The organism is Brumimicrobium oceani (assembly GCF_003143775.1).
Classification (GTDB): domain Bacteria; phylum Bacteroidota; class Bacteroidia; order Flavobacteriales_D; family Crocinitomicaceae; genus Brumimicrobium; species Brumimicrobium oceani.
This window is the reverse complement of record NZ_QFRJ01000001.1, coordinates 157,853-170,723: the sequence shown is the minus strand read 5'-3', so window position 1 is coordinate 170,723 and position 12,871 is coordinate 157,853. Positions and strand designations below refer to the sequence as shown.

General features: G+C 35.3%; 10 protein-coding genes. 6 read left to right on the top strand and 4 right to left on the bottom strand.

Annotation, left to right across the window (positions count from 1 at the left end):
• The first annotated feature begins 8 nt into the window (after positions 1-8).
• Together rimK and DIT68_RS00735 are read left to right on the top strand one after the other, a co-directional pair.
• Complete coding sequence (gene rimK / locus DIT68_RS00740; RefSeq protein WP_109357902.1) at positions 9-887, top strand: 30S ribosomal protein S6--L-glutamate ligase; 879 nt, start codon at positions 9-11, stop codon at positions 885-887.
• Entirely contained in the window at positions 884-1,897 is a 1,014-nt protein-coding gene (locus tag DIT68_RS00735; protein ID WP_109357901.1) for a succinylglutamate desuccinylase/aspartoacylase family protein, read from the top strand. The genes rimK and DIT68_RS00735 overlap by 4 nt, the downstream gene beginning before the upstream one ends.
• Here the strand turns inward: DIT68_RS00735 and DIT68_RS00730 are convergent.
• The 4 genes from DIT68_RS00730 to DIT68_RS00715 form a co-directional block, all read right to left on the bottom strand.
• Complete coding sequence (locus DIT68_RS00730) at positions 1,857-3,098, bottom strand: O-antigen ligase family protein (RefSeq protein ID WP_109357900.1); 1,242 nt, start codon at positions 3,096-3,098, stop codon at positions 1,857-1,859. The two genes, DIT68_RS00735 and DIT68_RS00730, sit on opposite strands and share 41 nt — an antisense overlap.
• An 18-nt stretch (positions 3,099-3,116) precedes the next feature.
• Positions 3,117-3,917, bottom strand: coding sequence for a hypothetical protein (locus DIT68_RS00725; RefSeq protein ID WP_109357899.1), 801 nt, complete (start codon positions 3,915-3,917; stop codon positions 3,117-3,119).
• A complete protein-coding gene (locus DIT68_RS00720; RefSeq protein ID WP_109357898.1) occupies positions 3,917-6,025 on the bottom strand; it encodes a WG repeat-containing protein in 2,109 nt (702 codons plus the stop codon). The genes DIT68_RS00725 and DIT68_RS00720 overlap by 1 nt, the downstream gene beginning before the upstream one ends.
• A gap of 93 nt (positions 6,026-6,118) precedes the next feature.
• A complete protein-coding gene (locus tag DIT68_RS00715) occupies positions 6,119-7,477 on the bottom strand; it encodes an SLC13 family permease (protein ID WP_146194079.1) in 1,359 nt (452 codons plus the stop codon).
• A 157-nt stretch (positions 7,478-7,634) separates the two neighbouring features.
• Between DIT68_RS00715 and DIT68_RS00710 the strand changes: the two genes are divergently transcribed.
• The 4 genes from DIT68_RS00710 to DIT68_RS00695 all read left to right on the top strand — a co-directional run bounded on the left by DIT68_RS00710 (position 7,635) and on the right by DIT68_RS00695 (position 11,342).
• Positions 7,635-9,263 (top strand): amidohydrolase, encoded by a 1,629-nt coding sequence (locus DIT68_RS00710; RefSeq protein WP_109357896.1) that lies wholly within the window; start codon positions 7,635-7,637, stop codon positions 9,261-9,263.
• Between the two features lie 372 nt (positions 9,264-9,635).
• Positions 9,636-9,953, top strand: coding sequence for a hypothetical protein (locus DIT68_RS00705; protein WP_109357895.1), 318 nt, complete (start codon positions 9,636-9,638; stop codon positions 9,951-9,953).
• Positions 9,954-9,965: 12 nt separating this feature from the next.
• A complete protein-coding gene (locus DIT68_RS00700; RefSeq protein WP_109357894.1) occupies positions 9,966-10,526 on the top strand; it encodes a DUF4256 domain-containing protein in 561 nt (186 codons plus the stop codon).
• Positions 10,527-10,907: 381 nt separating this feature from the next.
• A complete protein-coding gene (locus tag DIT68_RS00695; protein ID WP_109357893.1) occupies positions 10,908-11,342 on the top strand; it encodes a response regulator in 435 nt (144 codons plus the stop codon).
• Positions 11,343-12,871: the final 1,529 nt, after the last annotated feature.

The window sequence follows — 12,871 nt, the reverse complement described above, 5'->3', positions numbered from 1 at the left end:
ACAACTTAATGAAAATTGGAATCTTAAGCAGAAATGCAAATTTATATTCAACCCGCAGACTAGTTGAATCATGTCAAAAGCATGGTCATCAAGTAGAGGTAATCGACCATTTAAAATGTAACATTATCATAGAAGAGGAACTTCCTCGTGTATATTATAATGGTAAAATGTTAGAAGGTTTTGACGCCATTATACCTCGAATTGGTGCATCTGTAACATTCTACGGAACTGCAGTTGTGAGACAATTTGAGATGATGGGTGTATTTACAACTGTAAAGTCACGTGGTTTAGCAGATTCGAGAGACAAATTACGATCGCTTCAGTTGCTTACAAAGTCTGGTATTGGACTACCTAAAACTGTGTTCACCAATTACTCTAAGGATGTAGAGAGTATTATTGACACTGTGGGTGGAGTTCCAGTTGTAATAAAACTTCTTGAAGGAACTCAAGGATTGGGTGTAGTTTTAGCGGACACAAAAAAAGCTGCAACATCAGTTTTAGAGGCATTTAACGGACTAAAAGCTCGTGTTATCGTTCAAGAATTCATTAAGGAATCAGGTGGAGCAGATTTAAGGGCTTTCGTTGTTGATGGAAAAGTTGTGGGAGCAATGAAACGTCAAGGAAAGCAGGGAGAATTTAGATCTAACCTTCACAGAGGAGGAACTTCGAGTGTGGTTGAATTATCTCCTGAAGAAGAAAAAGCAGCAGTAAGCTCAGCAAAAGCCTTAAATTTAGGAATCGCGGGTGTAGATATGCTTCAATCTAGCAGAGGTCCTTTGGTATTAGAAGTAAATTCTTCTCCTGGATTAGAAGGAATTGAGAAAGCTACACACCTTGATATTGCTGATGAAATTATAAAATTCATCGAACGAAGTGCGAAAAAATGAAAGAGAAGCGTAAAACTTTAAAGCGTGAACCTTTTAAGTTATTAGGTCATACTATAGCGCCGGGTAAAACCGTGCGCTTAACTTTGGAAGTGGCTAAATTACACACCAATACTCCAATTCAAATACCTGTAATTGTGAGTCACTCCAATAAAACGGGACCAACTTTACTATTATTAGCAGGTTTGCATGGAGATGAAATAAATGGAATTGAAACAGTCCGCCAAATCATTAAGAAAGGCTGGCACAAGCCCAATTATGGAACGGTAATTTGTATTCCTGTATTTAACATATTTGGCTTCTTAAATCTATCGAGAGAATTTCCAGACGGTCGAGATTTGAACCGTGTTTTTCCAGGAACAAAAAATGGATCACTCGCCAGCCAATTTGCGTATATATTCATGAAAGAGATTGCACCACTCACAGATGTAATTATTGACTTTCATACTGGCGCATCCCAAAGGAACAACTATCCCCAGACACGATGCGATTTTAGAGACAAAGAATCTAAAGAATTATGTAAAATTTTTGCAGCACCATTCACAATAGATTCTGCTGTTATTGCTAAATCCATCAGGAATTCTGTATCTAAGCTGGGAAAAAAATACATTTTATTTGAAGGAGGAAAAGCCAATAGAATAGATAATTTTGCTGTGCAAACAGCAATAGACGGAACCTTGAGAGTGATGCATCACTTAGGAATGAGGTATTTCGATGTTGAAGCACCGGAAGAAGAAGGACATATCATTCGAAGAACTAAATGGATACGAGCAAGTAGTTCAGGTGTTTTAAATCTTAGGGTAAAAAACGGGAATTATGTAGAAAAAGGGAGTATTTTGGCCATCATATCAGATCCTTACGGAAAGTTTGAACGCTCTGTAAAATCTCCTACAAATGGTTTCATATTTAATGTTAATGAAATGCCTTTAGTGAATAAAGGAGATGCCATATTTAATATTGGTAAAAGAGATGCTAAAGCGATTCCTTCGGTTGAAATGAAGGCAGAAAACTAATTAGGAAGGCATAAGGAATAATCCCCGCTTGAGTTTCCATCATTGATTCTGGTAAAAGTGCAATAAAAAGAATAGTGATTATCCCTAGTCTCCAACTGCGCAAGGTATCGGGTCTTAATTTGAGGAAATTCATAGCGAGGGAAAGAAATAGAAATAGACTTCCAAAAACGCCAAGTGCAATGTGCGAATTTAAAAATTGATTATGGCAATTTAGCCTTTTCTCTGCAACACCTGAATAGCCTTTTTCAATATTTCGTTGGGTTAATTCATCCTTAACATCGCCCGTTCCAACGCCAAACCAAAAATTCTCTCTGATGAGTTCTTTGGATGAATCCCAAACCATCACTCTGGCTGATGTGCTTTCCACCTCTTCCTTATCATAGCTTTCAATGGGTTTATTCAACACAGTTACCATTGAACTCATGCGTTTATCCATCCCTGGGGTAACATATACCACCGCGCTTATGACCACGACCAATCCAAGGATAAACAATAACAAGATTTTTTTACTGGCAAAGCGATTGGAAAGCTTAAACAAGCCCCATGCACTTACAAAAAACGCCATTATAATTCCAATCTTAGCACCAGATATGATGACGAAGATGAGCATAACAGAAGCTCCAATTAAGTTCCATGTAAAGGATTTTCTTGTTCGGCTTGAAATGGCTAACTTCAGTAGAAAAAAATAAGCGAGAACCATGTAGACCGCCCAATAACCTCTGTGCATAAAATGAGAAAGATACTCACCTGTAAGCGCATAGAAATGTCCAATTTCTGTATAATATTCAATGGAAAACAAGAGATTTAGAGCTATTGAAATGAATGCACCCGTAATAAAAGATTTCACAAAAAAGTTCCAGTTGACCACTGTTTTATAGAAGAGAAAAAATACTGGAAATATACCCATGGTAGCTTTCATGCCAAGGTCCATATTTGCAAATCCCATGTTGACTGTGTTAATTAGGCCTACCACATGCATTAAATAAAAGAACAAAAGCCAAATACCTGGATTTCTCCATGATAGTTGTGTTTTCAAATAACCCTTGTCAATTTTCGGACTTCTAATCAATTGCTCCACAATAATAATTACTGTAGCAATTCCCAATAGTTTTGGATTGAGCGGAATTAAGAATGCCATGAAATAAATCCCGATAGGACCTTCGGCAAATAATTGTTTGATGACTTCTTGTATTTTACTCATTGGCTTAATTATACATTTTTACTCTCTGTAAACAAATCTATATGTAATTGTACCCTCTTGTTTTTTTGGCGCATCTCCAGCATAGTTAAATCTGGATTTTAACGCATATTCTCTCGCTCTTTGCAACATACATGCACTCGCGTTTTGACTTTGTTCATCGATTACTGTAGCTGATGTTACCACTCCTCCAACATCAACAGAAATAGAAACAGTAACTGTTCCGTTCACGTTTCCACAAGTATACCCAGGATTCCGAACATACCAATCATTATGGTTTAGCGGATGTCTATTGATCAAAGAAAATGAAACCATCGTTTTGCCTCCTACCGCTTCACTACTAGAGCCACTTGATTTGTGGTCATTTTTCTTATCTTCATTTTTCTTATCCACTTTTTGTTCTCCGGCGCTTGTTTCTGCTTTTCTGGCGTTACGTTCTTCCCTTTTACGTCGAATTTCGTCTTTTAAACTTTGTTCATAATCGTTTTCCATTTGTTCTGCGCTGGACTTTTGAAAAGAAGAAGTGTAATTAACATTCTCTTTTAGAGACCTTGTTCTGCTATCATTCTGATCTTTAACAAATGAAGTGACTTTCTCTTGCGGATTAAAAAGTTGGCGCTCTTCAGGTGTTTCAATTTGATCTGGTGTTATTGCAATATCGTCTTGTACCTCATCATTTGCTGTGGTAAAATTCCAAGGTTCAAAAAGAATCGCTTCTTTGTATGTTGCCAACTGAAAATATACAAACAGCGCAACATGGACTACAATTGTAATCAGAATGCCATATTTGTGTTTTTCAATAAAGTCAAGAATTTTATCCATTATTCCCTCAAACTAATTATTCGATTATTAGTCATGTCAAAATAGGTAATCTCTTTATTTTTAATCAACTGAAAAAAATGAGGAGAAATCTCCAAAATTCGCTCATATTCTGCTGCTAAGATAGTCGCATTAGAAGTTGAAAGTAATCCATAAAGTCCGTCTTTCTTCACTAAAAGTGTAGTATTTGAAATTCTTTTGATTGATTCATACACAATGGGAACGATGACCTCATTTTTGAGATCAATTAATCCCGTCAAATCATTCTTTTCTACAATGGCATTTCCGTTTTCAAAACCAAACGCATATTCATATTGATATTCTATTTTAAGTCTAACATCTTTACTAGAGTAACCCCAGCCCTGACCTTTGCTTACCGGAATTAACTCACCATAACTTCCTATTCCATTAAATATTGCGGGAAGAACAGATTTTCCAAGACTATCTATCATGGCATATTTATTTAATCTTTGAAGAATAACGTGTCCTTTTTTAAATTGAGAGAATTGCATATAATTCGGATAAGGCGTATGCTCAATAGGAATGACTACTTTCGCTTGACCATTTACAAAACCAAATAGCCCGTCTTTTTCAACAATTGCTCTGTTGCTGTTTAATGCACCAATTTTATCAAAACCTTCCTCAAAAACATAAGCCCCACTGGCATACATAAAGTTCATACTGTCTCGCAATTCATGAATAAAAATAGAATCTTTAAAATGGTTTAAACTTCCGTTAGTTGTTGAAACGATGAATGCACCATCTAAACCAATAAATCCTTTTTCGTCTCCTTTTCTCACTTTTGCTATTCCTTTCTCAAAACTAAACGCTTCATCAAAGACCGCTGAAAAGGCCAAGGTTCCTTCCAAGGTGTAATATTGATACCCCTCCTCGTTTTGAACATAAGCTATTCCATCAGAAAATTCACCAATATCCAGATAATCTGGCGCTAAAATATAGGCGCCTGAAACATCAATCAATCCATACTTATCGTTTTCCACGATAATTGCTCGTCCTTGATCAAAATCCATTGCTTCTTCAAATTTCGCTTCAATCAAATGCTCACCATCTTTATTAATATAACCATACAATCCATTCTCTATAACAACTGCTAAACCGTTGTTAAATTGTCCAGCGTATTCAAAAATGGGATCAATAACCCTTCCTCCTTTTTCGTCCATAAAACCATACTTACCATTTTCAGCATAATGAAACAATTGCTTTCCTACAAGTTTTAAATCTTGCGCGATTAAATGCTGAAATGGAAAGTCTGGGTAATCTTTAGCGAACTTTTCTATGGTTTCCTTTCGATAGTCAGCAATTGACAAGCGATACAAGTTCGTCCAAGCATCTTCTACAAAAGGATTACTTGGAAAACGCCTAATAAAACTCCTATAATCTGCAACAGTTCCATTTTTCGTTTCGATCAAATAAATCTGGTAATGGGCATCTCTCACCAAAGGGTTATCGGGAAATTTATTAATAAAAAGCACATAACTTCTGCTGTTGCCACTTTTTACAGTTTCCTCATATTGGGCAAGAAACAGTAAGGATCTTGCCTTGTGTCTGTAAGCACTGTTTTCGTATTTGTTCAAATATTCCTCTAAAGCTTTACTGCTTTGATTTTCTTCAACTTCCAAAAAGGCTAAAGAATCTCTTCTTTTCTCTGCTACTTCTTGAAATTTGGACCAAGGATATTTAGCGATAAAGTACTGATAGGAAACCACCGAGTTTTCTGTTACTGCACTTTTGAATGCAAGATCACTGATTTGCTTTCTTTGAAGCTTTGCTTTATCCAAAGAAAAATCTAAACTTTTCTTCCATTTTTCCTGCTTTTTTATTTTGGACTCTTTATAAGACTCGACGGACAGTAAACTATAATGATAAGCAGAGTCTAAGTTATGGAAAGGGTTGTCTGTTCTAAAATAAATTTTACTCAAACCAAAAGCAGCAGGAGACTCATTTTTCTTCAATGATTTTTCGAGGTATTTTTTCGCCTCGAAATAATTATAAGAATCCAGCGCCTCGAAGCCCTTATTTATTTTACACGATCCCAATAATAACAAGGAAAGTGCTGTAAAAATTAATGATATATATTTTGTTTGAATCATGCAAATTAATTGTGAAGCAAAGATAAAAATAAGACGTCAATCGATAGCTATTTTACAACGAAAGCGCTTTTCTTTTTATGATATCTTACCAAGTTAAATAAAAAAAAGGACATAAATAACACATGTTACCACTAAGGAGGCTATTAAATTCAGAAGGAAGCCGTATTTTACCATTTCTTTGATCTTGATCATGTTTGAAGAATAGATAATGGCGTTTGGTGGTGTCGCAACAGGCAGCATAAAAGCACAACTTGCACTCAATGCCACTCCGGCAGAAATTCCCAACAAAGGCAAATCTAATTCAAGCGCAAACTTCGCGATTAAAGGAATAAGCAAACTCACTAATGCTAAATTAGACATAAGCTCTGTAGCAAAAAGTGCCACCGTAAAAATGACCAGCAACAAAATAAAGATGGGAAAACCAGCAAGCGGCTTCATTACATCTACCAGAAAAGAAACTATGTTTGCCTCAGCTAAAATTGCAGCCAGTGCCATTCCTCCTCCAAAAAGAAAGAGAATTCCCCATGGCAATTGTGTAAGATCTTCCCAAATCAATAAAGGTCTTTTTTCTGTAGAAGGAAGCACAAACAAAAGTATTGCACCAGACAAGGCGATAACAGTGTCATTGATGACTATGGACATATAATCATTCAAGAGAGTTCTTCCCATCCACAAGCCAACAACGGTGAGAAATAAATAGAGCACCCTTTTCTGGTTAGGGTCTAATTTTCTTGGTTCAATGGCTCCCATTTCAAATTTTGCATTCTTAATAAAATAAAATCTTACCGTAAAAAAGGTAATGAGCAACATGATGAGCATAAAAGGAGTTCCTATCAAAAACCACTCAAAAAAACTGATAGACATACCAAATTCTTGTTCTAATATTCCAGCCATTTGAATATTGGGTGGCGTTCCAATTAATGTTGCCGTACCTCCAATATTAGCAGAAAAAGCAATACTCAACAGTAATCCAATTGAAAATAAACGCTTTTCTCTAAAACGTGGAATAGCCTGAATAACAGACATGGCAATCGGCAACATCATTAATGCAGTGGCTGTATTACTGATCCACATACTTAGCAATGCCGTTGAAACCATGAAACCACCGATTATTCTTTGCGGACTTCTCCCAAACAACCTGAGGATTGAAAAGGCTATTTGCTCATGAAGCTTCCATTTTTCAATGCCCAAAGCCAAAATAAAACCTCCCAGAAAAAGGAAAATCATCTGATTTCCGTAAGATTGTGCCAGAATATCGTTAGGAATAAGCGCAAATGGTACACCAACTGCAATTGGCAATAAGGCGGTAAGATAAAGCGGAACAGGTTGTGTGATCCACCAATACACCATCCACAAGGCCAAACCCAAGGCCGAACTATCAAAAGCCGTAATTTCGAATTGTCTAATCCCAAAAAACAAGGCAATTCCCAAAATAAAATGTAGGTATTTCAAAATATAAGTTTCGTTAATGCCCCTCCTCGACTCATCAGCGTTCCGCTTCTGCTGAAAGAGACAAGAGCCAAATTTAATCAATTTCTATTTAGTCTTTTACATTCTTCGCGCATCATTATAAATCTTATTATTTTTACAACTCCAAAAAAATGTAATTATGAAATATTTCGCGCTTTTCATCCTCTTGTTTGTGGTTAGTTCTTGTTATAAAGGAAAAACGGTCGACTTGATCATTCACAACGCCAAGGTGCATGTAATGAATGACAAACTCGAAATAGCAGAAGCGCTTGCCATTAAGGATGGAGAAATTGTTGAAGTTGGACCTGAAAGACAAATACTCAACAAATATACGGCAGAAACCATTATTAATGCGCAGTCAAAAGACGTTTTCCCGGGGTTTCACGACGCACACGGACATATCATTAGTTTGGCCAAACAAAGGCTAAACGCAGACCTGACAGCAACACGTTCCTACTATGAAATGATTGCAAAACTTGAAAAACACAAAGCCAAATCTCCTCAAAAAATATTGTTTGGTAGAGGCTGGGACCAAAGTTTATGGAATGAAAAAGAGCTGCCCACCAATGATTTACTTAACGAAAGCTTTCCCAATATTCCTGTCGCGCTAACACGAATTGATGGACATGCCATGCTGGTGAATAATGCCATGCTTGAGTATGCTGGAATTACAGAAAATACTGTCGTGAATGGTGGTGTAATAAAAATAGAAAATGGGGAAATGACAGGAATACTGCTTGACCATGCTTTAGATTTGATTCATGCGCGTATACCAGAGCCTGAAAAAGAAGATTTAAAGAAAGCCATTTTAGAAATTCAAGACGAACTTTTGGCCAATGGCATAACTCACGTTCATGAGGCTGGACTTCACAAAAAAGACCTTGATCTATTTATTGAACTAGCCGAGGAAAAGGCTTTACAAATATATGTTTATGCCATGCTATTTCCTACAGAAGAAAACATCGCTTTCGCAAAAGAAAATGGCCATTACAAAAACAATAAGCTTTCCATTCGAAGTTTTAAAGTGCTTGCTGACGGGGCTTTAGGGTCGCATGGCGCTTGTATGATTGAACCTTATGCTGATGACACTACAACATCAGGAATTTTATTAAAAAGCCCTCAGGAAATTCAAAGCGCATTCAAGATTGCAAAATCGTTAAAATACCAAGTCAACAGCCATTGCATTGGAGACTCAGCAAATCGTTTAGTTTTAAAAACAATTGATACATTAATGAGGGATGAGCAAGACCACAGATGGAGAATAGAACATGCGCAAGTTATTCACCCAGATGACTTTGAACTTTTTGCCTCGGCCAATGTGCTGCCTTCTGTTCAACCCACACATGCCACATCAGACCAACGATGGGCCGAACATCATATTGGAACAGAGCGACTAAACAATGGTGCATACGCATACAAGAGCTTACAGAAAAAAACAGGGATGATTTTATTTGGTACAGATTTCCCAATAGAACATTACGATCCATTTGCCACTATTCACGCTGCAGTCCAAAGAAAAAACATAAATAATGAACCCATTCAAGGTTTTTTGAAAAAAGAAGCTGTTGACTTACCAACAACTTTAAAGGCGATGACACTATGGGCTGCCTATGGTTGTTTTGGTGAAGCAGACTTCGGAACAATTGAAAAGGGAAAAACAGCCAATATTTCTGTTTTTGATCAAACTGTTTCTAGCAGTTCTAGCTTTTTACCCAACTATTCTTGGGTAACTATTGTAGATGGAGAAATTGTATTTGACATGAGGTGATGCTCCGAAGAGAATTTGAAAACAGAAGCTATGTTTTGGTCATGGTAAAGTTTAACATTCTCTCCTAGCCCTAGCTTATTCTCCAAGTAATTATATCATTGGGCTAAACCATAATGAGCAAATAGTTTTTATTTTGAAGTAGACCTTAAACCTTAATTGGCCCATTCGCAACTTTAAGCTCTGAAAAGTGAAACCCAATTAACCACTCACAACGATACACCAATGGGAATTATTCCAATTTTGGGAATTTAAAAGATGGGATTAGAATCTGAATAAATCCTAACACTCTCATATACTTCTAATTAAACATTTGTGAAGTTTGGCATATTTTTCCATAGCTATCTTTGTTCATGCAAAAAAGTAAGTGGTAAAATGATTAGCGTACACACAAATATCAAAAAACTAGAATTGGATATTAAACACATTTTAGAAACGAATAAAAACCTTAAGAAAAGTGAAATAGAAAACTTATTAAATATTTATCCTAACGAAGAAATGGGCTTTGAGCATCAAGTAATATCTAAAGCCCTATTCGAGCAATTAAAAAGTGTGATAAAATTAAATACGCACAACTTCATGGAGCTACTTAATCATTTCGATCTTTTGCAAAAGTGGACGGAGCAAGACTATTTAACCAATTGTGTTGGAGAACAAATCAACTCCGAAAATCAATTATTTGAAAAACTTTAAAATCCTCAGAAAATGAACAACACGATGGAATTGAACCAAAGAAAAATAGAAAACACATTGATTACACTAAGAAAGAGGTTTGAAGAGAATACTTTTAGACACAAATCAATTTCTTGGACAGATGTCGAAAAAAAAATAATAAAAAGCGATAGAATTATAAAAAGCATATATAACATGGAAGCCACTGGAGGAGAGCCAGATGTAATAGACTTTAACCCTATTACCAACACCTACTCCATTGTGGACTGTTCCAAAGAAAGTCCACTAAACAGAAGGTCTCTACTTTACGACTACATGGCCCAAATTAGCTCAGTGAGAACGAAAAACACTAACGCAATGGATGAAAGCTTAAAATATGGAGCACAACTACTTACTGAAAAAGAATACCTCCTTTTACAAAGCATAGAAAGCCTTGATAATAAATCATCCTCCTGGATTAAAACTCCTGAATATATTCGAAATTCAGGTGCAGCACTGTATGGACAATCAAGCTTTGGTAGAGTTTTTATACACTTTAACCCAGCTAAAACTAGCTATACTTCACGTGGCTTCAGAACTATTTTAAAAGTTTGAATTAGTTCTATTCAAAATTGTTACTGGAGTTTATTGAACAAGGCCGTAAAAATTTAAATCTTTCATTGTAAAAGGCTTATTTCCTTGAACTAAACATAGGATAATTAGAGTAGTTTAAAATTGATTAGATCGTCACATGATAATAAATACAATAGCTAAAACTTGAACATAGGAATAAGTAAAACCGCTTCATAAGGTACTTAAAAAATTTATTTTCTAGACAACAAAGGTCTCATTGTACAAGAGGCAATAGAACATTCGGTCGAAATAAAAAACAAAATAATATGATAAATAAAATAGAATTAAGGAAGCTCCGATGGGAAAACATTGACGTCTCCAATGCCGCCAATCCTCCTACCCTAAGCATAAAACCAATCAATAATGACAAATGTAGAACACAATACTCATTCGGACGATAAATACACAAGTAAGAATTTTAATTTCAAGTTACTTGAAAATAGAAAAATCTTAATTATCGAAGACCATATTTTAAACTTGGTGTTAACCTCTAAGGTATTAGAATTATATAGAATAAAAACTTTTAAAGCCAGAAATGGGGTTGAGGCCATAAAAATGTTGGAGAATCTTGAAGTAGACCTGATCTTGATGGACATACAAATGCCTCTAAAAAATGGTATTGAAACAACCAAGGAGTTAATTTATGAGAAAGGCTTAAAAACTCCAATAGTAGCATTGACTACTCATGCCTATAAAAGTGAAATAAAAGAATATTTTGAAGCAGGAATGGTGGACTGGGTCGCTAAGCCTTTCATAGAAAACGAGTTAATTAACACTATAGCTAAACACATAAAGTGATAGTGATCGAAGGAGGACAGGCCTAATGCTACAAAGGTAATTCTACCTTATCTCATACCCCGCAAATTTAGTTTAATGAAAACTTCATTAGAAATACATTTACCGTAGAGTAAAGAATTAATGATGAAGTTTTCAAACAATATTGTTTTGATTTTATTACCATGTCTGTGGAATAAAAGCACTCAAAAGTTACCCCAAATTCAATTAAAGACCAACCTTATCGCATAAAAGCATTACATTTGAAGGCACACCAAAACTAACGAGTACAAGCCAAGCCTTATAGAAGCTTCTGTCCATTTTTTGAAACATCATTAATAAAGTTGACCAAGCCTTAACTCCTAAAGAGCAAAAGGTGGCTATTTAAACAGCTTATCTTGGAGAAATAAAACACGCAAGGAAATCCTCATTTGCTCATTTATGTGTTCATAGATTTCTTGGCGGTCACAACATACAATCATCCGCTCATTCCCGTAACTTTAATTTGAAAATCAATAGAGGTCATTCACAGGCGAAACTAATTCGAAATTTATTGAATTACCTCTCAATAATTTGAAGTTTTATAGTCACCAAAAAGGCTGTCTTTAAATTACCTTTGGCTTATATTTTTAAAACCATCAAAAGAGGAGAAGTAAGCACCTCCCCTCCTTTATATGATTTATTGGTGGTTGATAAAATTTATAATTGTCATAGAACAAGTACTTTGGTGAGGTCATTCATCGAAAAGCCAAAGCATAAGCTGAGTATAAAAAAGAGTCATTCTATTAATTAAAATGTAATCTATCGCATTGGAGGGATTTACAGCAAGGACTTGCATCTAAACCTCTAATCTTCGCTTCTTCTTTAATGAAAAGAATGATTTACAAGATGTTAGGAGCACTAAAAAAAGAAAAAACGATTGCCAGCATTTTTTAAAAAGCTCATTCAAAATGAATCCAAAAATTCAATAGAAAAAGATTTAAAAAAACGCCAACAATCGTAACCTAACACTACTATTACATGATATTAATCATGATTATCCATTACCAAAACATGCGCCTAAACAATAAAATACTATCAAACAATAGAATACATAATGACAAAAAAGTTATTATTTCCCATAATTGGAATAAATTCCAAATTGGGAAAATAAAATCAAGAAATTATTGAACTTAAATTCTCAATTATAACTCAAGCTTTTTCCTTTATAAGGTTGACCATCCATTCATCTCATTAAGGAAGTATGACAAAAAAACGTGATACAAACTAAAGTCTTATTAGCTGGCAATGCGGGAAACTCTCTTGAGCTTAAAAAGCAGCTGTTAAGCATATATCAATAACTAAAATCATAAAAATAGCTTTTACCCTCATTTTAATATTTTAGCACAAGTCGTTAGCAAAATGAAAAATAACTAAGCGGATTGATTTGATCATTCTAATTATAGGATAACGAAAGGCCGGATGAAGGTTAACTTGGTCAATTGAATTTACTGAGCGCAGGCACCTTTAAAATAGTGCGTTTGATATCTCACTTTACAATTTCCCAAAATTCG

Coding starts and splice junctions, on each gene's coding strand:
- rimK (WP_109357902.1), top strand. CDS start 9: ATGAAAATTGGAATCTTAAGCAGAAATGCAAATTTATATTCAACCCGC.
- DIT68_RS00735 (WP_109357901.1), top strand. CDS start 884: ATGAAAGAGAAGCGTAAAACTTTAAAGCGTGAACCTTTTAAGTTATTA.
- DIT68_RS00730 (WP_109357900.1), bottom strand. CDS start 3,098: ATGAGTAAAATACAAGAAGTCATCAAACAATTATTTGCCGAAGGTCCT.
- DIT68_RS00725 (WP_109357899.1), bottom strand. CDS start 3,917: ATGGATAAAATTCTTGACTTTATTGAAAAACACAAATATGGCATTCTG.
- DIT68_RS00720 (WP_109357898.1), bottom strand. CDS start 6,025: ATGATTCAAACAAAATATATATCATTAATTTTTACAGCACTTTCCTTG.
- DIT68_RS00710 (WP_109357896.1), top strand. CDS start 7,635: ATGAAATATTTCGCGCTTTTCATCCTCTTGTTTGTGGTTAGTTCTTGT.
- DIT68_RS00705 (WP_109357895.1), top strand. CDS start 9,636: ATGATTAGCGTACACACAAATATCAAAAAACTAGAATTGGATATTAAA.
- DIT68_RS00700 (WP_109357894.1), top strand. CDS start 9,966: ATGAACAACACGATGGAATTGAACCAAAGAAAAATAGAAAACACATTG.
- DIT68_RS00695 (WP_109357893.1), top strand. CDS start 10,908: ATGACAAATGTAGAACACAATACTCATTCGGACGATAAATACACAAGT.